General features: G+C 56.8%; 17 protein-coding genes, 4 tRNA genes and 3 rRNA genes. 16 read left to right on the top strand and 8 right to left on the bottom strand.

What is annotated here, in order from left to right:
- The first annotated feature begins 14 nt into the window (after positions 1 to 14).
- From O1724_RS22525 to O1724_RS22495, 7 genes are all read left to right on the top strand, one after another.
- Positions 15 to 1,556: ribosomal RNA gene (locus O1724_RS22525) — 16S ribosomal RNA — on the top strand.
- Positions 1,557 to 1,625: 69 nt separating this feature from the next.
- Positions 1,626 to 1,702 (top strand) — tRNA-Ile (locus tag O1724_RS22520).
- A gap of 105 nt (positions 1,703 to 1,807) precedes the next feature.
- Positions 1,808 to 1,883, top strand: a tRNA-Ala gene (locus O1724_RS22515).
- A gap of 171 nt (positions 1,884 to 2,054) precedes the next feature.
- Positions 2,055 to 4,959, top strand: a 23S ribosomal RNA gene (locus O1724_RS22510).
- A 188-nt stretch (positions 4,960 to 5,147) separates the two neighbouring features.
- Positions 5,148 to 5,263 (top strand): 5S ribosomal RNA (rrf, locus tag O1724_RS22505).
- Together the 16S, 23S and 5S rRNA genes with 4 tRNA genes alongside form the textbook arrangement of a ribosomal RNA operon.
- A gap of 55 nt (positions 5,264 to 5,318) precedes the next feature.
- Positions 5,319 to 5,395: transfer RNA gene (locus O1724_RS22500), tRNA-Asp, on the top strand.
- Positions 5,396 to 5,447: 52 nt separating this feature from the next.
- A tRNA-Trp gene (locus tag O1724_RS22495) sits at positions 5,448 to 5,523 on the top strand.
- A 101-nt stretch (positions 5,524 to 5,624) separates the two neighbouring features.
- On the opposite strand, the gene hdfR is transcribed toward O1724_RS22495, so the two are convergent.
- Entirely contained in the window at positions 5,625 to 6,446 is an 822-nt protein-coding gene (gene hdfR / locus O1724_RS22490; protein WP_126297341.1) for an HTH-type transcriptional regulator HdfR, read from the bottom strand.
- Positions 6,447 to 6,564: 118 nt separating this feature from the next.
- Here hdfR and O1724_RS22485 point away from each other — a divergent pair, with 118 nt between their 5' ends.
- Complete coding sequence (locus O1724_RS22485) at positions 6,565 to 6,903, top strand: MaoP family protein (RefSeq protein WP_006808641.1); 339 nt, start codon at positions 6,565 to 6,567, stop codon at positions 6,901 to 6,903.
- Between the two features lie 29 nt (positions 6,904 to 6,932).
- Here O1724_RS22485 and O1724_RS22480 read toward each other — a convergent pair whose 3' ends face one another.
- Complete coding sequence (locus O1724_RS22480) at positions 6,933 to 8,453, bottom strand: YifB family Mg chelatase-like AAA ATPase (protein WP_126297342.1); 1,521 nt, start codon at positions 8,451 to 8,453, stop codon at positions 6,933 to 6,935.
- A gap of 341 nt (positions 8,454 to 8,794) precedes the next feature.
- Between O1724_RS22480 and ilvL the strand changes: the two genes are divergently transcribed.
- The 7 genes from ilvL (at position 8,795) to ilvA (ending at position 15,345) form a co-directional block, all read left to right on the top strand.
- The gene (ilvL, locus tag O1724_RS22475; protein WP_001311244.1) at positions 8,795 to 8,893 is read left to right on the top strand and encodes an ilv operon leader peptide; all 99 of its coding nucleotides are present in this window, start codon (positions 8,795 to 8,797) and stop codon (positions 8,891 to 8,893) included.
- 86 nt (positions 8,894 to 8,979) lie between these two features.
- Positions 8,980 to 9,030: a peptide IlvX gene (gene ilvX, locus O1724_RS22470; RefSeq protein ID WP_192930497.1), complete on the top strand. Its 51-nt coding sequence runs from the start codon at positions 8,980 to 8,982 to the stop codon at positions 9,028 to 9,030.
- Between the two features lie 2 nt (positions 9,031 to 9,032).
- Positions 9,033 to 10,679 carry an acetolactate synthase 2 catalytic subunit gene (gene ilvG, locus O1724_RS22465; RefSeq protein ID WP_045897776.1) on the top strand — a complete coding sequence of 549 codons (1,647 nt, stop codon included), beginning with the start codon at positions 9,033 to 9,035 and terminating at the stop codon, positions 10,677 to 10,679.
- Positions 10,676 to 10,939, top strand: a complete 264-nt coding sequence (ilvM, locus tag O1724_RS22460) for an acetolactate synthase 2 small subunit (RefSeq protein ID WP_003860184.1) — start codon at positions 10,676 to 10,678, stop codon at positions 10,937 to 10,939. The genes ilvG and ilvM overlap by 4 nt, the downstream gene beginning before the upstream one ends.
- Positions 10,940 to 10,957: 18 nt before the next feature.
- Positions 10,958 to 11,887: a branched-chain-amino-acid transaminase gene (gene ilvE, locus O1724_RS22455; protein ID WP_003860182.1), complete on the top strand. Its 930-nt coding sequence runs from the start codon at positions 10,958 to 10,960 to the stop codon at positions 11,885 to 11,887.
- Between the two features lie 60 nt (positions 11,888 to 11,947).
- Positions 11,948 to 13,798, top strand: coding sequence for a dihydroxy-acid dehydratase (gene ilvD / locus O1724_RS22450; protein ID WP_008501574.1), 1,851 nt, complete (start codon positions 11,948 to 11,950; stop codon positions 13,796 to 13,798).
- A 2-nt stretch (positions 13,799 to 13,800) separates the two neighbouring features.
- Positions 13,801 to 15,345 (top strand): threonine ammonia-lyase, biosynthetic, encoded by a 1,545-nt coding sequence (ilvA, locus tag O1724_RS22445; RefSeq protein ID WP_032608562.1) that lies wholly within the window; start codon positions 13,801 to 13,803, stop codon positions 15,343 to 15,345.
- On the opposite strand, the gene ilvY is transcribed toward ilvA, so the two are convergent.
- Complete coding sequence (gene ilvY / locus O1724_RS22440) at positions 15,342 to 16,232, bottom strand: HTH-type transcriptional activator IlvY (protein WP_017693777.1); 891 nt, start codon at positions 16,230 to 16,232, stop codon at positions 15,342 to 15,344. The two genes, ilvA and ilvY, sit on opposite strands and share 4 nt — an antisense overlap.
- A gap of 281 nt (positions 16,233 to 16,513) precedes the next feature.
- Here ilvY and ilvC point away from each other — a divergent pair, with 281 nt between their 5' ends.
- Positions 16,514 to 17,989 carry a ketol-acid reductoisomerase gene (gene ilvC, locus O1724_RS22435; protein WP_126297343.1) on the top strand — a complete coding sequence of 492 codons (1,476 nt, stop codon included), beginning with the start codon at positions 16,514 to 16,516 and terminating at the stop codon, positions 17,987 to 17,989.
- 38 nt (positions 17,990 to 18,027) lie between these two features.
- Here the strand turns inward: ilvC and trmL are convergent, their stop codons facing one another.
- The 5 genes from trmL to lldP all read right to left on the bottom strand — a co-directional run bounded on the left by trmL (position 18,028) and on the right by lldP (position 23,677).
- Entirely contained in the window at positions 18,028 to 18,501 is a 474-nt protein-coding gene (gene trmL / locus O1724_RS22430; protein WP_003860178.1) for a tRNA (uridine(34)/cytosine(34)/5-carboxymethylaminomethyluridine(34)-2'-O)-methyltransferase TrmL, read from the bottom strand.
- A 45-nt stretch (positions 18,502 to 18,546) separates the two neighbouring features.
- The gene (locus O1724_RS22425) at positions 18,547 to 19,887 is read right to left on the bottom strand and encodes an MFS transporter (RefSeq protein WP_022652049.1); all 1,341 of its coding nucleotides are present in this window, start codon (positions 19,885 to 19,887) and stop codon (positions 18,547 to 18,549) included.
- A gap of 180 nt (positions 19,888 to 20,067) precedes the next feature.
- Entirely contained in the window at positions 20,068 to 21,255 is a 1,188-nt protein-coding gene (gene lldD / locus O1724_RS22420) for a quinone-dependent L-lactate dehydrogenase (RefSeq protein WP_006808631.1), read from the bottom strand.
- Positions 21,252 to 22,025, bottom strand: a complete 774-nt coding sequence (gene lldR, locus O1724_RS22415; RefSeq protein WP_006808630.1) for a transcriptional regulator LldR — start codon at positions 22,023 to 22,025, stop codon at positions 21,252 to 21,254. Before lldR ends, lldD begins: the two co-directional genes overlap by 4 nt.
- On the bottom strand, positions 22,022 to 23,677 hold the full coding sequence (gene lldP / locus O1724_RS22410) for an L-lactate permease (RefSeq protein WP_003860175.1): 1,656 nt from the start codon (positions 23,675 to 23,677) through the stop codon (positions 22,022 to 22,024). Before lldP ends, lldR begins: the two co-directional genes overlap by 4 nt.
- Positions 23,678 to 23,816 lie beyond the last annotated feature (139 nt).

The following is a 23,816-nucleotide window of genomic DNA, read 5'->3' as shown; positions in this document are numbered from 1 at the left end:
AGCATCAAACTTTTAAATTGAAGAGTTTGATCATGGCTCAGATTGAACGCTGGCGGCAGGCCTAACACATGCAAGTCGAACGGTAACAGGAAGCAGCTTGCTGCTTCGCTGACGAGTGGCGGACGGGTGAGTAATGTCTGGGAAACTGCCTGATGGAGGGGGATAACTACTGGAAACGGTAGCTAATACCGCATAACGTCGCAAGACCAAAGAGGGGGACCTTCGGGCCTCTTGCCATCGGATGTGCCCAGATGGGATTAGCTAGTAGGTGGGGTAACGGCTCACCTAGGCGACGATCCCTAGCTGGTCTGAGAGGATGACCAGCCACACTGGAACTGAGACACGGTCCAGACTCCTACGGGAGGCAGCAGTGGGGAATATTGCACAATGGGCGCAAGCCTGATGCAGCCATGCCGCGTGTATGAAGAAGGCCTTCGGGTTGTAAAGTACTTTCAGCGGGGAGGAAGGCGTTGTGGTTAATAACCACAGCGATTGACGTTACCCGCAGAAGAAGCACCGGCTAACTCCGTGCCAGCAGCCGCGGTAATACGGAGGGTGCAAGCGTTAATCGGAATTACTGGGCGTAAAGCGCACGCAGGCGGTCTGTCAAGTCGGATGTGAAATCCCCGGGCTCAACCTGGGAACTGCATTCGAAACTGGCAGGCTAGAGTCTTGTAGAGGGGGGTAGAATTCCAGGTGTAGCGGTGAAATGCGTAGAGATCTGGAGGAATACCGGTGGCGAAGGCGGCCCCCTGGACAAAGACTGACGCTCAGGTGCGAAAGCGTGGGGAGCAAACAGGATTAGATACCCTGGTAGTCCACGCCGTAAACGATGTCGACTTGGAGGTTGTGCCCTTGAGGCGTGGCTTCCGGAGCTAACGCGTTAAGTCGACCGCCTGGGGAGTACGGCCGCAAGGTTAAAACTCAAATGAATTGACGGGGGCCCGCACAAGCGGTGGAGCATGTGGTTTAATTCGATGCAACGCGAAGAACCTTACCTACTCTTGACATCCAGAGAACTTAGCAGAGATGCTTTGGTGCCTTCGGGAACTCTGAGACAGGTGCTGCATGGCTGTCGTCAGCTCGTGTTGTGAAATGTTGGGTTAAGTCCCGCAACGAGCGCAACCCTTATCCTTTGTTGCCAGCGGTTAGGCCGGGAACTCAAAGGAGACTGCCAGTGATAAACTGGAGGAAGGTGGGGATGACGTCAAGTCATCATGGCCCTTACGAGTAGGGCTACACACGTGCTACAATGGCGCATACAAAGAGAAGCGACCTCGCGAGAGCAAGCGGACCTCATAAAGTGCGTCGTAGTCCGGATTGGAGTCTGCAACTCGACTCCATGAAGTCGGAATCGCTAGTAATCGTGGATCAGAATGCCACGGTGAATACGTTCCCGGGCCTTGTACACACCGCCCGTCACACCATGGGAGTGGGTTGCAAAAGAAGTAGGTAGCTTAACCTTCGGGAGGGCGCTTACCACTTTGTGATTCATGACTGGGGTGAAGTCGTAACAAGGTAACCGTAGGGGAACCTGCGGTTGGATCACCTCCTTACCTTAAAGAACCTGCCTTTGTAGTGTCCACACAGATTGTCTGATGAAAAACAGCAGTAAAAACCTCTACAGGCTTGTAGCTCAGGTGGTTAGAGCGCACCCCTGATAAGGGTGAGGTCGGTGGTTCAAGTCCACTCAGGCCTACCAAATTTTTGCTGATGCTGCGTTGCGGCGACACTCACATACCTGAGTATGCTTCGTGTCACCACGCCTTGCCTCAACAAAAATTACCGGTACAGAGGTGACTACGATGGGGCTATAGCTCAGCTGGGAGAGCGCCTGCCTTGCACGCAGGAGGTCTGCGGTTCGATCCCGCATAGCTCCACCATCTTTTACTGCGAACACAAGAAAACTTCAGAGTGAACCTGAAAAGGTGCACTGCGAAGTTTTGCTCTTTAAAAATCTGGATCAAGCTGAAAATTGAAACGACACACAGCTCATGTGTGTTCGAGTCTCTCAAATTTTCGCAACCATGAAGTGAAACATCTTCGGGTTGTGAGGTTAAGCGACTAAGCGTACACGGTGGATGCCCTGGCAGTCAGAGGCGATGAAGGACGTGCTAATCTGCGAAAAGCGCCGGCGAGGTGATATGAACCTTTGACCCGGCGATGTCCGAATGGGGAAACCCAGTGCAATTCGTTGCACTATCGTTAACTGAATACATAGGTTAACGAGGCGAACCGGGGGAACTGAAACATCTAAGTACCCCGAGGAAAAGAAATCAACCGAGATTCCCCCAGTAGCGGCGAGCGAACGGGGAGCAGCCCGGAGTCTGAATCAGCTTGTGTGTTAGTGGAACGGTCTGGAAAGTCCGACGGTACAGGGTGATAGTCCCGTACACGAAAATGCACAGGTTGTGAACTCGAAGAGTAGGGCGGGACACGTGGTATCCTGTCTGAATATGGGGGGACCATCCTCCAAGGCTAAATACTCCTGACTGACCGATAGTGAACCAGTACCGTGAGGGAAAGGCGAAAAGAACCCCGGCGAGGGGAGTGAAAAAGAACCTGAAACCGTGTACGTACAAGCAGTGGGAGCCTCTTTATGGGGTGACTGCGTACCTTTTGTATAATGGGTCAGCGACTTATATTCTGTAGCAAGGTTAACCGTATAGGGGAGCCGAAGGGAAACCGAGTCTTAACTGGGCGTTAAGTTGCAGGGTATAGACCCGAAACCCGGTGATCTAGTCATGGGCAGGTTGAAGGTTGGGTAACACTAACTGGAGGACCGAACCGACTAATGTTGAAAAATTAGCGGATGACCTGTGGCTGGGGGTGAAAGGCCAATCAAACCGGGAGATAGCTGGTTCTCCCCGAAAGCTATTTAGGTAGCGCCTCGTGAACTCATCTTCGGGGGTAGAGCACTGTTTCGGCTAGGGGGCCATCCCGGCTTACCAACCCGATGCAAACTACGAATACCGAAGAATGTTATCACGGGAGACACACGGCGGGTGCTAACGTCCGTCGTGAAGAGGGAAACAACCCAGACCGCCAGCTAAGGTCCCAAAGTCATGGTTAAGTGGGAAACGATGTGGGAAGGCACAGACAGCCAGGATGTTGGCTTAGAAGCAGCCATCATTTAAAGAAAGCGTAATAGCTCACTGGTCGAGTCGGCCTGCGCGGAAGATGTAACGGGGCTAAACCATGCACCGAAGCTGCGGCAGCGACACTATGTGTTGTTGGGTAGGGGAGCGTTCTGTAAGCCGTTGAAGGTGTGCTGTGAGGCATGCTGGAGGTATCAGAAGTGCGAATGCTGACATAAGTAACGATAAAGCGGGTGAAAAGCCCGCTCGCCGGAAGACCAAGGGTTCCTGTCCAACGTTAATCGGGGCAGGGTGAGTCGACCCCTAAGGCGAGGCCGAAAGGCGTAGTCGATGGGAAACAGGTTAATATTCCTGTACTTGGTGTTACTGCGAAGGGGGGACGGAGAAGGCTATGTCAGCCGGGCGACGGTTGTCCCGGTTTAAGCATGTAGGCGGAGGTTCCAGGTAAATCCGGTACCTTGTTAACGCTGAGGTGTGATGACGAGGCACTACGGTGCTGAAGTGATAAATGCCCTGCTTCCAGGAAAAGCCTCTAAGCATCAGGTAACACGAAATCGTACCCCAAACCGACACAGGTGGTCAGGTAGAGAATACCAAGGCGCTTGAGAGAACTCGGGTGAAGGAACTAGGCAAAATGGTGCCGTAACTTCGGGAGAAGGCACGCTGATAGGTAGGTGAAGCCCCTGCGGGCGGAGCTGAAATCAGTCGAAGATACCAGCTGGCTGCAACTGTTTATTAAAAACACAGCACTGTGCAAACACGAAAGTGGACGTATACGGTGTGACGCCTGCCCGGTGCCGGAAGGTTAATTGATGGGGTTAGCGGCAACGCGAAGCTCTTGATCGAAGCCCCGGTAAACGGCGGCCGTAACTATAACGGTCCTAAGGTAGCGAAATTCCTTGTCGGGTAAGTTCCGACCTGCACGAATGGCGTAATGATGGCCAGGCTGTCTCCACCCGAGACTCAGTGAAATTGAACTCGCTGTGAAGATGCAGTGTACCCGCGGCAAGACGGAAAGACCCCGTGAACCTTTACTATAGCTTGACACTGAACACTGGTCCTTGATGTGTAGGATAGGTGGGAGGCTTTGAAGCGTGGACGCCAGTCTGCGTGGAGCCATCCTTGAAATACCACCCTTTAATGGCTGGTGTTCTAACGTAGACCCGTGATCCGGGTTGCGGACAGTGTCTGGTGGGTAGTTTGACTGGGGCGGTCTCCTCCCAAAGAGTAACGGAGGAGCACGAAGGTTGGCTAATCCTGGTCGGACATCAGGAGGTTAGTGCAATGGCATAAGCCAGCTTGACTGCGAGCGTGACGGCGCGAGCAGGTGCGAAAGCAGGTCATAGTGATCCGGTGGTTCTGAATGGAAGGGCCATCGCTCAACGGATAAAAGGTACTCCGGGGATAACAGGCTGATACCGCCCAAGAGTTCATATCGACGGCGGTGTTTGGCACCTCGATGTCGGCTCATCACATCCTGGGGCTGAAGTAGGTCCCAAGGGTATGGCTGTTCGCCATTTAAAGTGGTACGCGAGCTGGGTTTAGAACGTCGTGAGACAGTTCGGTCCCTATCTGCCGTGGGCGCTGGAGAATTGAGGGGGGCTGCTCCTAGTACGAGAGGACCGGAGTGGACGCATCACTGGTGTTCGGGTTGTCATGCCAATGGCACTGCCCGGTAGCTAAATGCGGAAGAGATAAGTGCTGAAAGCATCTAAGCACGAAACTTGCCCCGAGATGAGTTCTCCCTGAGACCTTGAGTCTCCTGAAGGAACGTTGAAGACGACGACGTTGATAGGTCGGGTGTGTAAGCGCAGCGATGCGTTGAGCTAACCGATACTAATGAACCGTGAGGCTTAACCTTACAACGCCGAAGATGTTTTGGCGAAGAGACAGAATTTTCAGCTTAGATTCAGAGTCCGAAGGATTTTGCGCTGAGACAAGGCGGCAAACGAAGGAAAGGAAGGAGCATACTGAGGTATGTGACTGACTTTACGAGAGCAGCCAACGCAGTATCAGTGCGAAAGACACAGGACAGAGCACAAGAATTTGCCTGGCGGCTGTAGCGCGGTGGTCCCACCTGACCCCATGCCGAACTCAGAAGTGAAACGCCGTAGCGCCGATGGTAGTGTGGGGTCTCCCCATGTGAGAGTAGGGAACTGCCAGGCATCAAATTAAGTAGTAAGCCGGTGCATGAATCCGGTGGTTACAGAAGTATTCGGTGGAGCGGTAGTTCAGTCGGTTAGAATACCTGCCTGTCACGCAGGGGGTCGCGGGTTCGAGTCCCGTCCGTTCCGCCACTTATTAAGACATTAAGCCTGCCCTTTCGGCAGGCTTAATGGCAAAAACTTTAGGGGCGTAGCTCAGTTGGTAGAGCACCGGTCTCCAAAACCGGGTGTCGCGAGTTCGAGTCTCTCCGCCCCTGCCATATAGAATCCTTTGCTTCGGCAAAGGATTTTTTTTTGCCTGCAAAACAGCTCAACATCTTCCTGAAGAAATAAGCAGCCTGCGTTTCCGCAGGCTTTTGCGTTAATCCAGTACGCTGGTTTTTAACAGATCTTTTATCTGCGACTGCTTATCGCTGTTTTGCAGCCAAATGGCATACAGCGGCCTGGAGAGCGTTGTCGAATCGGTGACAACATGGAGTGCGGGTTTATTATCCGCCCAGCGAACAGGTAACCATGTACAGCCTTTCAATGCGGGAAGATGCTGGCATGCGATCTCCGCAGAGCTTGTCGTGAGTTGCGGGATATCATCGCTGGCAATTAACCCCGTCTCGTGCTGCTGAAAATCAGGCCCCCATTCCAGGCGTAAATAATTCAGGTCGGCCTTCATCATTGCAGGCTCGGATGCATAGAGCGCCAGGCTAAACTGTCCAACAATCTGGCTGCTAAATTCGTCCATCTTGGGCGCTTCTGTGGTGATCAGGAGATCAAGCTGCCGCTCGTGGAGTTGCTTAACCAGCGACTGGCGTTGCGCAATCCTCGCCTCAAATTGCAGATGGTTGTGTGAGCGATATAGCCGCATAAGCCACTGGCTGAGCATGCATTCCCATAGTGAAGCGCTGGCACCGATCGAGAATTCATTATGCCGGGAGGTGTGCGCAACCTCCTTCCGCGCTGCCTGCCAGGTATTCATCAGGGTTTCTGCATAAGGCAATAGCTTTTCACCGGCCGGGGTTAAACGAATATTGTTGCGATGGCGGGTAAAAAGGTTCACACCCAGTTGATTTTCCAGCTGTCGAATACGAAAACTGACTGCTGACTGCGTCAGGTAGAGGGCTTCAGCTGCTCGCCCAAAGTGTCGCGTTCTGCTCACTTCGAGGAAAGTTTTTAGCAATTCCGTATCCACATCTTTCTCCGCAAAATTATTTGTCGTTATGATTTAAATGTTTTGTTTTACACTCTGTCAAGCGTAACTAATACTCCGCGCCATAAATAGCTCGGCCAAAGAATTAGGAGCGTGTAGGATGGCGGAAAGCTTTACGACGACTAATCGTTTTTTCGACAATAAACATTATCCGCGCGGGTTCTCTCGTCACGGCGATTTCACTATCAAAGAAGCTCAACTTCTTGAGCGCCATGGTTATGCCTTTAACGAGCTGGATCTGGGTAAACGTGAACCGGCAACCGAAGATGAAAAACAGTTTGTCTCTGTTTGCCGTGGTGAGCGTGAGCCGCAATCTGATGCAGAACGTGTATGGATTAAGTATATGGCTCGCATTAAGCGTCCTAAGCGTTTCCATACGCTGTCTGGCGGCAAGCCGCAGATGGAAGGTGCAGAAGACTACACCGAGTCTGACGATTAAGAAGAGAAGGGGCTACGGCCCCTTTTTTTTTACGCCAGCATTTTTTGCAGATGCAACAGCAGCCGATCGATCGCACGGTAACTTAATGCCTCCTGCAAATGCCGCCTCTCTATTCCGGGGCAGCCCTCCACGTCGGCGACCGTGCGCGCAACTTTCAACAAACGCTGCCACGCGCGAATGGATAGCCCAAACCGCGTCAGTGTCTCTTCCAGCCAGCCCGCATCTTCAGCGTTGAGAGAACAAAACTGTCGGATCCCGCTGTTATCCAGCCGGGCATTCAGCCTGTTCTGACGAACATACTGCCGCGCCTGTGCCGCAATAACCCGTTCAAGCACAGTTGCTGAGCTTTCGCCCTTAATACCGGTTTGCCTCAGCAGACCGGGCGGGGGCAGGGGGATCTCGAGAGATAAATCAAAACGGTCGAGGAAGGGGCCGGACAGCTTACTCAGATAGCGCAGTGTCTGCTCCGGCGTACAGCGGTTATGATTGCCCTGATAATGACCCGTAGGGCTAGGGTTCATCGCGGCGACCAGCTGAAACTGCGCAGGGTAGCTTATTTTGGCCCGTGTACGAGACAAATGGATTTCGCCGGATTCAATCGGCTCCCGCAATGCATCCAGCACGCGGCGTTCAAATTCTGGCAATTCATCCAGAAACAGAATGCCGTTGTGCGCCAGTGAGATTTCACCCGGCCCGGGGATCGAACCCCCGCCCACCATCGCGGTAAGAGACGCACTGTGGTGTGGAGAGCGGAAAGGACGGCGGCGCCACTGTTTATGCAGCGACGTAGAACTGACCAGGCTAAATATCGCGGCGCTTTCCAGCGCTTCGTGATTATTGAGGGGTGGCAACAGGCCGCTCAATCTGCTCGCCAGCATCGTTTTCCCCGTGCCTGGCGGACCTATCAGTAACAGGTTATGCCCACCCGCGGCCGTTATCTCTAACGCCCGTTTACCCTGTTCCTGACCCATAATATCGCTGAGATCCTCGGGCGAATCTGGCGCTACCTCGTCATTCTCCTGCGGCTCGGCAAGCTCGTGTCGGCCTTCCAGCCAGGCGCAAACCTCCTGCAAATGTCCCGCGACAAGACACCCCTTTTCGGCAATAAGGCTAACTTCAGAGGCATTTTCATTGGCCACAATGATTTGTCTTCCCGCGCGTATGGCTTCAAGCGCACCCGAGATTGCTCCGGGAACGCCTCTTAACGCGCCTGTAAGCGCTAATTCTCCCACGAACTCGCACGAGCTTAGCCCTGGCGTATTGAGCTGTTCAGAAGCCGCGAGAAGCGCTATAGCAATAGGTAAATCATATCGTCCTCCCTCCTTTGGCAAATCGGCGGGCGCAAGGTTGATGGTGATCTTCTTCGCCGGAAAAGCATAACCGCTATTAATAATTGCGCTGCGCACGCGATCCCTCGCCTCTTTAACGGTCGTTTCTGGTAAGCCGACCAGCGTCAGTCCGGGCAGTCCATTACTTAAATGAACCTCTACAGAAATAAGCGGTGCCTTCACGCCGATGGCCGCGCGTGTATAAACAACTGACAGTGACATAAGCCCTCCTTGGCGGTGACTATGCCAGCATCATTTTTTCCTGTTTAGCGCTAATTCCCTGAATTACGGCGCTCGTTCCAGCCTTTTAGCGCCTAAATGTAATCATTACATGTCGGTGGAATCGGCCTCGCAGAAAAGGAATCATGCGCGCCTTGCCTGATGAAACAGGACAAAAAAAATGAAAAATCTTCATTTCTATTTTTTCCCTATATAAAACAACGATTTTGAAAGAAATAGTTCGCCTGCTACAGAAATAGGTCATAAAAAAATCTTGTGTCAGATGAAATATCTGTGGTAACTCTTTAGGTATTCCTTCGAACAAGATGCAAAAAGAACTGAAAATGACAGCCCTTCTACGAGTGATTAGCCTGGTCGTGATTAGCGTGGTGGTGATTATTATCCCACCGTGCGGGGCTGCACTTGGACGAGGAAAGGCTTAGAAATCAAGCCTTAACGAACTAAGACCCCCGCACCGAAAGGTCCGGGGGTTTTTTTATGACTAAAAAACGTAAATGAGGAGCAGAGAATGACAAGTAGCACAAAATTCTGTTTCTCCCGATTTATGACGGGGAACTAACTATGAATGGGGCACAGTGGGTAGTACATGCGTTGCGCGCGCAGGGAGTCGAGACAGTATTCGGTTATCCGGGTGGCGCAATTATGCCGATTTACGATGCACTGTATGACGGCGGCGTGGAGCACCTGTTGTGCCGACACGAGCAGGGCGCAGCGATGGCCGCCATCGGTTATGCCCGTGCCACCGGTAAAACCGGTGTCTGTATGGCGACCTCAGGTCCGGGCGCAACGAACCTGATCACCGGTCTGGCTGATGCACTGCTGGATTCTGTTCCCGTTGTTGCCATCACCGGACAGGTTGCCTCTCCGTTCATCGGCACCGATGCCTTCCAGGAAGTGGATGTGCTCGGTTTATCGCTGGCCTGCACCAAACACAGCTTCCTCGTTCAGTCTCTCGAAGAGCTGCCGCGGGTGATGGCCGAAGCGTTCGAGGTTGCCAGCTCTGGCCGTCCTGGCCCGGTTCTGGTTGATATCCCGAAAGATATCCAGGTTGCACTCGGCGATCTGGAACCGCATTTCTCTACCGTGAAAAGCGATGATGCATTCCCGCATGCAGAGGTGGAAGAGGCGCGTCAGATGATAGCGCAGGCCAAACAACCGATGCTGTACGTTGGTGGTGGCGTATGTATGGCGCAGGCGGTTCCTGCACTGCGCGAATTTATCGCGGCAACGCAAATGCCTGCCACCTGCACGCTGAAAGGGTTGGGTGCGGTAGATGCTGATTACCCCTACTATCTGGGCATGCTGGGGATGCATGGTACCAAAGCGGCAAACCTGGCGGTGCAGGAGTGTGACCTGCTCATCGCCGTCGGCGCCCGTTTTGACGACCGCGTCACCGGCAAGCTGAACACCTTCGCGCCAAACGCCAAAGTGATCCATATGGACATCGACCCGGCGGAGATGAACAAACTGCGTCAGGCGCATGTCGCGTTGCAGGGCGATCTTAACGCGCTGTTACCGGCCCTGGAGCAGCCGCTGGATATTAACCCATGGCGTCAGCACACCGCCGATATGCGCGCTGAACACGCCTGGCGTTACGACCACCCCGGCGAGGCCATCTACGCGCCGCTGCTGTTGAAGCAGTTGTCCGACCGTAAGCCCGCCGACAGCGTGGTGACGACCGATGTCGGCCAGCATCAGATGTGGTCTGCCCAGCACATGACCTACACCCGTCCGGAAAACTTCATCACGTCCAGCGGGTTAGGGACGATGGGCTTCGGTCTGCCAGCCGCCGTTGGTGCACAGGTTGCCCGCCCGAACGATACCGTTATCTGTATCTCCGGTGACGGCTCCTTCATGATGAACGTTCAGGAGCTCGGCACCGTGAAGCGCAAGCAGTTACCGCTGAAGATCGTGTTGCTCGATAACCAGCGTTTAGGGATGGTTCGCCAGTGGCAACAGCTGTTCTTCCAGGAACGTTACAGTGAAACCACCCTGACCGATAACCCCGATTTCCTCACCCTGGCCAGCGCCTTCGGCATTCCTGGCCAGCGCATCACCCGTAAAGACCAGGTTGAAGCGGCACTCGACACCATGCTGTCAAGCGAAGGGCCATACCTGCTTCATGTCTCAATCGATGAGCTTGAGAACGTCTGGCCGTTGGTACCGCCCGGTGCCAGTAACTCACAAATGCTGGAGAAATTATCATGATGCAACATCAGGTCGCCGTGCAGGCTCGCTTCAACCCGGAAACGTTAGAACGCGTTTTGCGTGTGGTGCGTCATCGTGGTTTTCAGATTTGCTCTATGAATATGGAAACGGCCACCGACGCGCAAAACATCAGTATCGAATTAACCGTTGCCAGCCCGCGGCCGGTCGACTTACTGTTTAGTCAGTTATCAAAACTGGTAGACGTTGCCCATGTTGCCATCTGCCAGAGCACAACCACATCACAACAAATCCGCGCTTAAGCGTGACAGGACGAAAAAATGACGACAAAAAAAGCTGATTACATTTGGTTCAATGGTGAGATGGTTCGCTGGGAAGACGCGAAAGTTCACGTGATGTCCCACGCGCTGCACTACGGCACCTCCGTGTTTGAAGGGATCCGTTGCTACGACTCTCACAAAGGACCAGTGGTGTTCCGCCACCGTGAACACATGCAGCGTCTGCATGACTCAGCCAAAATTTATCGTTTCCCGGTCTCCCAAAGCGTTGATGAGTTGATGGAAGCCTGCCGCGAGGTGATTCGCCAGAACAAACTGACCAGCGCCTATATTCGTCCGCTGGTCTTCGTGGGTGATGTCGGCATGGGCGTCAACCCGCCCGCTGGCTATAACACCGATGTGATTATTGCTGCGTTCCCGTGGGGCGCCTACCTGGGCGCGGAAGCACTGGATCAGGGGATCGACGCAATGGTTTCTTCCTGGAACCGCGTGGCGCCAAACACTATCCCGACTGCGGCTAAAGCGGGCGGTAACTACCTTTCCTCACTGCTGGTCGGCAGCGAAGCGCGCCGTCACGGCTATCAGGAAGGTATCGCGCTGGATGTGAATGGCTACATCTCCGAAGGTGCGGGCGAAAACCTGTTTGAAGTGAAAGACGGCATTCTGTTCACCCCGCCGTTCACTTCGTCCGCGCTGCCGGGCATCACCCGCGACGCCATCATCAAGCTGGCAAAAGATCTGGGTATCGAAGTGCGCGAGCAGGTACTGTCCCGCGAATCCCTGTACCTGGCTGACGAAGTGTTCATGTCCGGTACCGCGGCTGAAATTACGCCGGTGCGTAGCGTAGACGGCATTCAGGTGGGCGAAGGCCGCTGTGGCCCGGTCACCAAACGCATTCAGCAAGCCTTCTTCGGCCTGTTCACCGGCGAAACAGAAGACAAATACGGCTGGTTGGATCAGGTTAATCACTAAATATAAATTTGGGACGGCACGCACCGTCCCATTAAATAGTCAGACGGGAGTAAATAAAGCATGCCTAAGTATCGTTCAGCCACCACCACCCACGGCCGTAATATGGCGGGTGCCCGCGCACTGTGGCGCGCCACCGGAATGACCGACGCCGATTTCGGCAAGCCAATTATCGCCGTGGTGAACTCCTTCACCCAGTTTGTGCCGGGCCACGTGCACCTGCGCGATCTCGGTAAGCTGGTTGCCGAGCAAATCGAAGCCTCCGGCGGCGTGGCGAAAGAGTTCAACACCATTGCGGTGGATGACGGTATCGCAATGGGCCACGGGGGAATGCTCTATTCACTGCCGTCGCGCGAGCTGATCGCCGACTCGGTGGAGTACATGGTTAATGCCCACTGCGCCGATGCGATGGTCTGTATCTCCAACTGCGACAAAATCACCCCGGGGATGCTGATGGCTTCCCTGCGCCTGAACATTCCGGTGATCTTCGTCTCTGGTGGCCCAATGGAAGCGGGGAAAACCAAGCTCTCCGACAAAATCATCAAGCTCGACCTGGTCGATGCGATGATCCAGGGCGCGGACCCGAAAGTCTCTGACGAGCAGAGCGACCAGGTGGAACGCTCCGCGTGCCCGACCTGCGGCTCCTGTTCCGGGATGTTCACCGCCAACTCCATGAACTGCCTGACCGAAGCGCTGGGCCTTTCTCAGCCGGGCAACGGCTCGCTGCTGGCGACCCACGCCGACCGTAAACAGCTGTTCCTTAACGCGGGCAAGCGCATCGTTGAGCTGACCAAACGCTACTACGAGCAGGACGATGCCAGCGCGCTGCCGCGCAACATCGCCAGTAAAGCGGCGTTCGAAAACGCCATGACGCTGGATATCGCCATGGGCGGCTCCACCAACACCGTTCTCCACCTGCTGGCCGCCGCGCAGGAAGCTGAAATCGACTTCACCATGAGCGACATCGACAAGCTCTCCCGCAAAGTGCCGCAGCTGTGTAAAGTCGCGCCGAGTACCCAGAAGTACCACATGGAAGATGTCCACCGTGCGGGTGGTGTGATTGGTATTCTCGGCGAGCTGGATCGCGCCGGGCTGCTTAACCGCGACGTGAAAAACGTGCTCGGCCTGACGCTGCCGGAGTCGCTGGAGCAGTACGACGTGATGCTGACCAAAGACGACGCGGTGAAAAACATGTATCGCGCCGGTCCGGCGGGCATCCGTACCACCCAGGCGTTCTCGCAGGATTGCCGTTGGGACACGCTTGATGACGATCGCGCCGAAGGCTGCATTCGCTCGCTGGAACATGCCTATAGCAAAGACGGCGGCCTGGCCGTGCTGTACGGTAACTTTGCGGAAAATGGCTGTATCGTGAAAACCGCTGGCGTGGACGACAGCATCCTGAAATTCACCGGTCCGGCAAAAGTGTATGAAAGCCAGGACGAAGCGGTAGACGCCATCCTCGGTGGCAAAGTGGTAGAAGGCGACGTGGTGGTCATTCGCTACGAAGGACCGAAAGGCGGTCCCGGCATGCAGGAGATGCTCTACCCGACCACCTTCCTGAAATCGATGGGCCTCGGCAAAGCCTGCGCGCTGATCACCGATGGTCGTTTCTCTGGCGGCACGTCAGGCCTCTCCATTGGTCACGTCTCCCCGGAAGCGGCAAGCGGAGGCAACATCGCGATCATCGAAGATGGCGACCTGATCGAAATCGACATTCCGAACCGCGGCATTCAGCTGAAGCTGAGTGACCAGGAGATTGCGGCCCGTCGTGAAGCGCAGGAAGCCCGCGGCGACAAAGCCTGGACGCCGAAAGATCGCCAGCGCGAAGTCTCCTTCGCCCTGCGCGCCTACGCGAGCCTTGCAACCAGTGCAGATAAAGGCGCGGTGCGCGATAAATCTAAACTGGGGGGCTAACGATGGCCGAGTCACAACCCTTATCCGCCGCCCCGGAGGGGGCGGAATACCTGAGAGCGGTGCTACGCGCGCCGGTCTATGAAGCCGTGCAGGTCACGCCCCTGCAAAAAATGGAAAAACTCTCCTCGCGCCTCGACAACGTCATTCTGGTGAAGCGTGAAGACAGGCAGCCGGTGCACAGCTTCAAGCTGCGCGGAGCCTACGCGATGATGGCCGGGCTGACGGACGAGCAGAAAGCGCGCGGGGTGATTACCGCGTCGGCGGGCAACCACGCGCAGGGCGTGGCGTTTTCCTCGGCGCGTCTGGGGCTGAAGGCGCTGATCGTGATGCCGGTTGCTACCGCAGACATCAAGGTCGACGCGGTGCGCGGTTTCGGCGGAGAAGTGCTGCTTCACGGCGCTAACTTTGACGAAGCCAAAGCCAAAGCGATTGAGCTGGCGCAGCAGCAGGGCTTCACCTGGGTGCCGCCGTTCGATCACCCGATGGTGATTGCCGGGCAGGGTACGCTGGCGCTGGAGCTGTTGCAGCAGGACGCCCATCTCGACCGCGTTTTCGTCCCGGTGGGCGGCGGTGGCTTAGCCGCAGGTGTGGCGGTGCTGATCAAACAGCTGATGCCGCAGATCAAAGTGATTGCGGTTGAAGCGGAAGACTCTGCCTGCCTGAAGGCGGCGCTGGACGCGGGACATCCGGTAGATCTGCCGCGCGTCGGGCTGTTCGCCGAGGGCGTGGCGGTGAAGCGCATTGGCGACGAAACGTTCCGCCTGTGCCAGGAGTATCTCGACGATATCGTCACCGTCGACAGCGACGCTATCTGCGCGGCGATGAAAGATCTGTTCGAAGACGTGCGTGCGGTGGCGGAACCCTCCGGCGCGCTGGCGCTGGCGGGGATGAAGAAATACATCGCCCAGCACAATATCCGCGGCGAGCGTCTGGCGCACGTGCTTTCCGGTGCCAATGTGAACTTCCACGGCCTGCGTTACGTGTCCGAGCGCTGCGAGCTCGGCGAACAGCGTGAAGCCCTGCTGGCGGTGACCATTCCGGAAGAGAAGGGCAGCTTCCTGAAGTTCTGCCAGCTGCTGGGCGGCCGTTCGGTAACGGAGTTCAACTACCGCTTTGCCGACGCCAAAGATGCCTGCATTTTTGTCGGCGTGCGTCTGAGCCGTGGCGTGGAGGAGCGCAAAGAGATCCTCAGCCTGCTGCACGACGGCGGCTACAGCGTGGTCGATCTCTCTGACGATGAGATGGCGAAGCTGCACGTGCGTTACATGGTCGGCGGCCGTCCTTCCAAGCCGCTAAAGGAACGCCTGTTCAGCTTCGAGTTCCCGGAATCACCGGGCGCGCTGCTCAAGTTCCTGCACACGCTCGGCACGCACTGGAACATCTCCCTGTTCCACTACCGCAGCCACGGCACCGACTACGGGCGCGTGCTGGCGGCGTTCGAACTGGGCGAGCACGAGCCGGATTTCGAAACGCGCCTGAACGAACTGGGCTATGAATGTCATGACGAAACCCATAACCCGGCTTTCAGGTTCTTTCTGGCTGGTTAGTGGTTCGGCAATATCGTCCAGAACGCATCAATAAGCGGCTCATGCAGCCGCTTTTTTTGTGCGCACACGCCCAGCTCAAACGGCGTCTTCTCGTCGCTGCGCTCCAGAATCATCACGCGGTTGCGCACCGGTTCCGGGCTGTTTTCCAGCACCACTTCCGGCAGCAGCGCCACGCCGCAGCCAAGCGCCACCATCGACACCATCGCCTCATGGCCGCCGACCGTGGCGTAAATCGACGGGTTACTGATCTTCTGGCGGCGGAACCACAGCTCAATGCGGCGGCGCACCGGCCCCTGATCGGCCATGATAAACGGCACCGTGGACCAGTCCGGTTTCTCCACCGAAACCTGGTTGCGCACCGGGCAGGGCAGCGCCGGGGCAATCAGCACTACCGCCAGATTCTCCAGCATCGAGAACGCCACCGCCCCCGGCAGCGTTTCAGGTTTTCCGGCAATCGCCAGATCCGCTTCGCCCGTAACCACTTTTTCCATCGCGTCGGCGGCATCGCCGGTGGTGAGCTTAATTTCAACCGACGGATGTTCCGCGCGGAAGCGGTCGAGAATGGGGGGAAGATGGCTGTAGGCAGCGGTCACGGAACAGAAAATATGCAGCTCGCCGGAAAGCGATGGCCCCTGCTGGTCGATGGTGTGCCGCAGCTGCTGATACTGTAATAACGTCTGCTGAGCAAAGATGCGCAGCTCTTCACCTGCTTCCGTCAGCGTGACGGTGCGGTTATCGCGCACGAACAGCGGCTGGCCGAGGTCTTCCTCAAGGCGCTGGATCTGGCGCGACAGCGTGGAGGGGCTGACGTGCATCGCCCGGGCGCTGCGGCCAAAGTGACGGCTTTCCGCCAGGTGCAGGAACATTTTCAGATCGCGTAAATCCACCGATTCCACTCCCTCTTTTTACATTGCATAAATTGCAATATGACGTTGTGAATATATCAATTTCCGCAATAAATTTCCTGTTGTAATGTGGGTACATTGTCGCTGAAAGGCGAACCGAACAATAAATTACTCGTCGTCTTTCACGTTGTAGGTGCGTTGTCTGCGTCAACTCACCCCAGTCACTTACCAGAGTAAGCTCCTGGGGGTTCGCAGACTTGACGCCTTCCTAAAACGTGAAATCCATAGAGTAATAAACAACACAACATCACGAGGTATCACCCATGGCTAACTACTTTAATACACTGAACTTGCGCCAGCAGCTGGCGCAGCTGGGCAAATGCCGCTTCATGGCGCGCGATGAATTTGCTGATGGCGCGAGCTACCTTCAGGGTAAAAAAGTGGTCATTGTCGGCTGTGGCGCACAGGGTCTGAACCAGGGCCTGAACATGCGTGACTCCGGGCTGGATATCTCCTACGCCCTGCGCAAAGAAGCGATTGCCGAGAAGCGCGCTTCATGGCGTAAAGCGACCGAAAACGGCTTCAAAGTGGGCACCTACGAAGAGCTGATCCCGCAGGCGGATCTGGTGGTTAACCTGACGCCGGACAAGCAGCACTCTGACGTTGTGCGTTCCGTACAGCCGCTGATGAAAGACGGCGCCGCGCTGGGTTACTCCCACGGCTTCAACATCGTTGAAGTGGGCGAGCAGATCCGTAAAGACACCACCGTGGTGATGGTGGCACCGAAGTGCCCGGGCACCGAAGTGCGCGAAGAGTACAAACGTGGCTTCGGCGTACCGACGCTGATCGCCGTTCACCCGGAAAACGATCCGAAAGGCGAGGGCATGGCGATTGCCAAAGCCTGGGCTGCGGCCACTGGCGGCCATCGTGCGGGCGTGCTGGAATCTTCCTTCGTTGCGGAAGTGAAATCTGACCTGATGGGCGAGCAGACTATCCTGTGCGGCATGCTCCAGGCTGGCTCTCTGCTGTGCTTCGACAAGCTGGTGGAAGAAGGCACCGATCCGGCATACGCGGAAAAACTGATTCAGTTCGGCTGGGAAACCATCACCGAAGCGCTGAAGCAGGGCGGCATTACGCTGATGATGGACCGTCTGTCCAACCCGGCAAAACTGCGCGCGTTCGCACTCTCTGAACAGCTGAAAACCATCATGGCGCCGCTGTTCCAGAAACATATGGACGACATCATCTCCGGCGAGTTCTCCTCCGGCATGATGGCAGACTGGGCGAACGACGATAAGAAACTGCTGACCTGGCGTGAAGAGACCGGTAAAACCGCGTTCGAAACCGCGCCACAGTATGAAGGTAAAATCGGCGAGCAGGAGTACTTCGATAAAGGCGTCCTGATGATCGCGATGGTGAAAGCAGGCGTTGAGCTGGCGTTCGAAACCATGGTGGATTCCGGCATCATTGAAGAGTCTGCGTACTACGAATCGCTGCACGAGCTGCCGCTGATCGCAAACACCATCGCCCGTAAGCGTCTGTATGAGATGAACGTGGTGATCTCCGATACCGCCGAGTACGGTAACTACCTGTTCTCTTACGCCTGCGTACCGCTGCTGAAAGAGTTCATGACCACCCTGCAAGCGGGCGATCTGGGCCAGGCGATTGCGGAAGGTGCGGTTGATAACGCGCAGCTGCGTGACGTTAACGAAGCGATCCGCAGCCACGAAATCGAGAAAGTGGGCCAGAAACTGCGTGGCTACATGACCGATATGAAACGTATCGCGGTAGCAGGCTAAACACGATGAATCGGGTGGCGCAAGCCACCCGAACTGTTTTAGCTACGCAGTATCGCGCCGGGATAACCCAGCTGGCGCCACGCCTCATACACCACCACCGACACCGCATTCGACAGGTTCATGCTGCGGCTGTCCGGCATCATCGGAATACGAATTTTCTGCTCGGCTGGCAGGGCATCCAGAATGGTGGCCGGCAGGCCGCGGGTTTCCGGACCAAACATCAGATAATCCCCGTCCTGATAGCTTACGGCGCTGTGCGCTGGCGTGCCTTTGGTGGTCAGGGCGAACATGCGCTGTGGTTTTTCGGATCCCAGAAACGCGGCGTAATCGTGATGACGAACGACGGCGGTAAACTCATGGTAGTCCAGCCCCGCGCGGCGCAGACGTTTGTCGTCCCACGTAAAGCCCATCGGCTCAATGATGTGCAGACGAAAACCGGTGTTGGCGCACAGGCGGATAATATTGCCGGTGTTCGGCGGAATTTCTGGTTCGAATAAGACGATGTTAAGCATGCTGCCCCCTTAATTGCGGGGGCAGAATAGCAGAAAAGAGAGGGACTAGGCGACGCCCGGCTCCTGCGCGCGGCTATACAGCATTTTGTAGACGGTTGCCGCCGCGGCCACGAGAGCAGGCACGCTGAGGATCATTAAAATACTGTCTGCCTGCCACTGCATGGAAAGAAGCTGGGCGCTGGTCATGGTGCCCGCCACGCCGCCGAAGCGGCCGATCCCCTGCATCCAGGCGATACCCGTCGCGCGGCACTCGGTAGGGTAAAAGGTGGCGGCCAGGGTCTGCATGCCCGACTGCGCGCCGTTCATCGCGATCCCCATCAGGAAAATTAACCCGCCAAACAGGGCGATATGGTTATGCTCAATGCCGAGTAAAAGAATCAGGCCCATCGTCAGCACGAAACCACACGCGACCACCTTGTGCGCTTCCCAGCGATCCATCATCCAGCCCGCGAGCAAAATGCCAGCGGTGCCGCCGAAGGTGAACAGCGAGGTGAGCCAGGCGGATTCCGCCAGCGCATACCCCATCCCCTGCATCAGCGTCGGCATCCAGCTCAGCAGGACGTAATAAATCACCAGTCCCATAAAGTAGGTGACCCACAGCATCAGGGTGCCGGGTAGCCAGGGCATGGAAAACAGCTGCGACACGCTGCCTTTTTTCGACGCGACTTTCTCCTCTGTCAGGAAAAAGCCCGTGACGCTATCCAGCGTGCTGCGGGCGAACCGGCTGGCGATGCGGCGAACCTGGGCGATGTCTTTCCCGCGCTGCACCAGAAACTTCACCGACTCCGGCAACAGCAGCGCCAGCAGCACCGTTAAAATCAGCGGCGCAATCGCGCCGGTCAGCAGCACGCTTCGCCAGCCATGGTGAGGGATAAGCCAGGACGAGATCGCCCCGCCGCCCGCCGCACCCAGCGGAAAGCCGCAGTACATGGTGTTAATTGCCATGGCGCGGCAGCGCTGGGGGGCAAACTCTGAGATCAGCGTGATGGCGTTAGGCATCGCGGCGCCCAGCCCGAGACCGGTCAGAAATCGCCATAGCGTCAGGGTATTCAGACTTTGCGCCCAGGCCGTGCCCAGGCTCGCCAGGCCGAAGAACAGACACGAAAAGACCAGCACGCGCTTGCGTCCCATCCGGTCCGATACCGGACCTGCAATCAGGGCTCCCAGCGACAGCCCCAGCAGCGCCGCACTCAGCACCGGCCCCAGATCCTGTTTATGTATTCCCCACTCCGTCGACAGCGTAGGCGCAATGTAACCCATCGCTGCGGTATCAAACCCATCGATCGCCAGCACCAGAAAGCCCAGCACAATAAGAAGCCAGTGAAACCCTGAAAAAGGACTTTCATCGATCACCTGCTGAATATCCACCCGACCTGAATACGTCATACGTTCCCCTCCGATGTGATGTTGTTTTTGTGTTCTTGTATTTGCTTGTCTATACAATTGCGGAGGGGCGGGGTGTGTCAAATTTTCTTATCAAGAATGTTACGCAGGTGTTATTTTCGACAAAAAAAGCGCCCGAGGGGAAAGTCGGGCGCGGAAGAAGGGGAGGCTAACCGGGGGAGATCAGGCCGCGTTTCCCTGAGAAAGAGGGGCCAGCGCCGCAGGCAGCTTACTGAGCTCCTGCACCAGAGAGTCTTTGCTGATTTCGCTAATCGACTTCGCCCCGGTCAGGGTCATCGCTACTTTCATCTCTTTCTCGATCAGGTTCAGCAGATTCGCCACGCCCGCCTGGCCGCTGGTGGCCAGCGCGTACAGGTAAGCACGGCCCAGCAGCACGCTGTCGGCGCCGAGCGCAATCATGCGCACCACGTCCAGCCCGTTACGGATGCCGCTATCGGCCAGGATCGCAATATCGCCTTTCACCGCATCGGCAATGGCCGGCAGGGCGCGGGCGGAGGAGAGCACCCCATCAAGCTGGCGGCCACCATGGTTAGAGACCACGATCCCATCGGCGCCAAAACGCACCGCGTCGCGGGCATCTTCCGGGTCGAGGATCCCTTTGATCACCATCGGGCCGTCCCAGAATTCGCGGATCCACTCCAGGTCTTTCCAGGAGATCGACGGATCGAAATTGTTCGCCAGCCAGCCAATGTAGTCCTCCAGCCCGGTCGGTTTACCGAGGTAGGCCGAAATATTGCCCAGATCGTGCGGACGGCCGTTCAACCCGACATCCCACGCCCACTGCGGGTGCGTCACCGCCTGCCAGTAACGGCGCAGGGCCGCGTTAGGGCCGCTCATGCCGGAGTGGGCGTCGCGGTAGCGCGCGCCGGGGGTCGGCATGTCGACGGTAAAGACCAGCGTTGAGCAGCCCGCCGCTTTGGCGCGCTCCAGCGCGTTGCGCATAAAACCGCGATCGCGCAGGACGTACAGCTGGAACCACATCGGGCGCTTGATGGTCGGGGCGACTTCTTCAATCGGGCAGACGGACACGGTGGAAAGGGTAAACGGAATGCCTTTGGCATCTGCGGCGGCGGCGGCCTGCACTTCACCGCGACGGGCATACATGCCACATAAACCGACAGGTGCGAGCGCTACCGGCATGGAGAGCGTCTCGTTAAACAGCTTCGTCTCAAGGCTCAGGTCAGACATATTTTTCAGCACGCGCTGGCGCAGGGCCACTTCCGACAGATCCTCCACGTTACGGCGCAGGGTATATTCGGCATAGGCCCCGCCGTCGATATAGTGGAACAGGAACGGGGGCAAAATGCGCTGCGCCGCGGCGCGATAGTCACTGGCTGCTGAAATAATCATGCTTTGTTCTCCCTGGAAATATCACTCTCGCCAGGCAGACGGGTAATACGCGCCTGTCGGGCCTGATCTTCATCGAATCGTTTAATGGTGGTATGCACGAAGCCGAGATGCGCCATCATCGCCTTACGCGCGGCCTCGGCATCTCCGGCCAGAATGGCGTTGAGCACCGCCTCGTGCTGTTCGGTCAGCTGGGCAAACACCGGCGGCACCAGATACATGCGCTGGCGGCTCTGCTTCACGGAGGATTGCAGCAGGTCGAAGAACCCGCGCATGGTTTGCAGCAGCACCACGTTGTGCGAGGCCTCGGCAATCGCCAGATGGAACCGCACGTCCGCCTGGGAGGCGATGTCCGGGTCGCTGCTTTGCGTGGCTTCAAAACAGGCTTTGAGCTTCTCTTTGTCGGCGTCGGTTGCCCGCATCGCCGCGTGCCACGCGGTGCTGGTTTCGATGGCGTGACGCGCTTCGAGGATGTCGAAGCTGTAGTCCGGGTCGTTTTCCATCAGCGTCTTCAGCGGCTGCACGATGTTTTGTTCGGACCAGTCGTCATGCTGCCAGCGCACGAAGGTGCCGCCGCCGCGACGGCTCAGCAGCACCCCTTCACTAACCAGCGTCGCCAGCGCCTCGCGCAGTGAGTTGCGCGACACGCCAAGCTGAGCGGCAAGCTGACGCTCGGCGGGCAATCTCATGCCCGCTTCCAGCTGTTGTTCTTCTATCAGCGCCCGTACGCGAGTGGCAATCTCGTCGGACAGGCGTCTGGGCATCACTATCATGGAATCATCCAGGTTAAGACATAGGCCTGCAATGTGGTGATCACGCCCACCATGCAGGTAAATATCAGGCTGTGTTTAACGGTAAAGCGGAACAGATCCGACTCTTTGCCTACCAGCCCCACCGCAGCACAGGCAATGGCGATGGACTGCGGCGAGATCATCTTCCCGGTCACGCCGCCGGTGGTGTTCGCGGCGACCAGCAGCACGTCCGAGACGCCAATCTGCTGCGCGGCCGTGGCCTGTAGGGCAGCAAACAGGGCGTTAGATGACGTATCTGAACCGGTCAGGAACACCCCCAGCCAGCCGAGGAACGGCGAGAAGAAGGTAAACGCGTGGCCGGTATGCGCCAGCGCTAACGCCAGCGTCGACGACAGGCCGGAGTAATTCGAAATAAACGCGAACGCCAGCACCATGCCGATGGAGTAAATCGGCAGCATCAGCTCTTTAATCGTCGCCGCAAAGGTCTGTACCGCGGCGGCAGGCTTCATGCGCAGCCACACAACGGAAAGGATAGCGGCAAACAGGATGGCCGTACCGGTGGCTGAGAACCAGTCGAACTTAAACACTGCCGCATACGGCGTGGCGTCGTGCACCACCGGCGGCATACGGGCGACCATTTTGTCGAGGAACGGCACGGAGATATTAATCACCATGTCGTACAGCGCGCCGCCCGGGGCGAACAGGGCTTTAAACGGCGGAATGCTCCACAGCGTCACGGTGGCGGTCAGGAACAGGAACGGTGACCACGCGCGCACAATCTGTCCGGCGGTATAGCCGGTGCGCGCCAGCGTCTGATCCACGTGCGATGCGCCCATGTCAGCAAAGCGGAAGATACGTACCGGCTGCCAGCGTTTCAGGAACAGCGTCAGGCAGACCAGCGACACCAGGGAAGAGATGATGTCCGGCAGTTCCGGGCCGAGGAAGTTGGAGCTGAGATACTGGGCAATGGCGAACGAACCGCCCGCTACCATCACCGCAGGCCAGGTCTCCTTCACGCCGCGCCAGCCGTCCATAATCGCCATGATCCAGAACAGCACGATAATGGTCAGGAACGGCAGCTGGCGGCCCACCATCTGGCCGATCTCGAAGCTGTCCAGCCCGGTCACTTGGCCCGCCACCAGAATCGGAATGCCCATCGCGCCAAACGCCACCGGGGCGGTGTTCACAATCAGGCACAGGCCAGCGGCATACAGCGGATTAAAGCCCAGCCCGACCAGCAGAGCGGCGGTGATCGCCACCGGCGCGCCGAATCCTGCCGCCCCTTCAAGGAACGCCCCGAAGGAGAAACCGACAATCAGCATCTGTAAACGCTGGTCCGGTGTAATAGAGAGAATCGACGAGCGAATAATGTCGAACTGCCCGGTTTTCACCGAGATTTTGTAGACAAAGACAGCGGCGATGATGATCCACGCAATCGGCCACAGGCCGTAGAAGAAACCATACACCACGGAGGCCAGCGCGCGATCGACCGGCATTTTATAGAAGAACAGCGCCACCAGCAGGGCGATGGCAACGGTGTACGTTGCGGCAAGGTAGCCCTTCAGCTTGAGCTTTATCAGCGCAAAGAAGAAGAACAGGATCGGTAGCGATGCGATCAGGCTCGACAGCCAGATATTCCCGGCCGGATCGTAGTTTTGTTGCCAGAGGCTCATGCAGGTCTCCTGAGGACCACACGGGTGTTCGTCGGGTGAGTCTCTGCTCATCTCAGCGTCACACTTAGTGTAAAAGTGGTCCTTCCAATATTGTGATGTAGGGTTAATGGCAATAAATGGTTAACCAAGTGTTGCTATT

Source organism: Enterobacter cloacae complex sp. HYC074_NIDB (assembly GCF_056673345.1).
This window is presented reverse-complemented; position numbering and strand designations above follow the sequence as displayed.

Bases quoted from the DNA above. Each gene is read 5' to 3' on its own strand.
- lldP (WP_003860175.1), bottom strand. From the start codon at position 23,677: ATGAGCCTCTGGCAACAAAACTACGATCCGGCCGGGAATATCTGGCTG.
- ilvD (WP_008501574.1), top strand. From the start codon at position 11,948: ATGCCTAAGTATCGTTCAGCCACCACCACCCACGGCCGTAATATGGCG.
- ilvC (WP_126297343.1), top strand. From the start codon at position 16,514: ATGGCTAACTACTTTAATACACTGAACTTGCGCCAGCAGCTGGCGCAG.
- ilvG (WP_045897776.1), top strand. From the start codon at position 9,033: ATGAATGGGGCACAGTGGGTAGTACATGCGTTGCGCGCGCAGGGAGTC.
- ilvE (WP_003860182.1), top strand. From the start codon at position 10,958: ATGACGACAAAAAAAGCTGATTACATTTGGTTCAATGGTGAGATGGTT.
- trmL (WP_003860178.1), bottom strand. From the start codon at position 18,501: ATGCTTAACATCGTCTTATTCGAACCAGAAATTCCGCCGAACACCGGC.
- ilvA (WP_032608562.1), top strand. From the start codon at position 13,801: ATGGCCGAGTCACAACCCTTATCCGCCGCCCCGGAGGGGGCGGAATAC.
- lldD (WP_006808631.1), bottom strand. From the start codon at position 21,255: ATGATTATTTCAGCAGCCAGTGACTATCGCGCCGCGGCGCAGCGCATT.
- O1724_RS22485 (WP_006808641.1), top strand. From the start codon at position 6,565: ATGGCGGAAAGCTTTACGACGACTAATCGTTTTTTCGACAATAAACAT.
- ilvL (WP_001311244.1), top strand. From the start codon at position 8,795: ATGACAGCCCTTCTACGAGTGATTAGCCTGGTCGTGATTAGCGTGGTG.
- O1724_RS22425 (WP_022652049.1), bottom strand. From the start codon at position 19,887: ATGACGTATTCAGGTCGGGTGGATATTCAGCAGGTGATCGATGAAAGT.
- lldR (WP_006808630.1), bottom strand. From the start codon at position 22,025: ATGATAGTGATGCCCAGACGCCTGTCCGACGAGATTGCCACTCGCGTA.
- O1724_RS22480 (WP_126297342.1), bottom strand. From the start codon at position 8,453: ATGTCACTGTCAGTTGTTTATACACGCGCGGCCATCGGCGTGAAGGCA.
- ilvM (WP_003860184.1), top strand. From the start codon at position 10,676: ATGATGCAACATCAGGTCGCCGTGCAGGCTCGCTTCAACCCGGAAACG.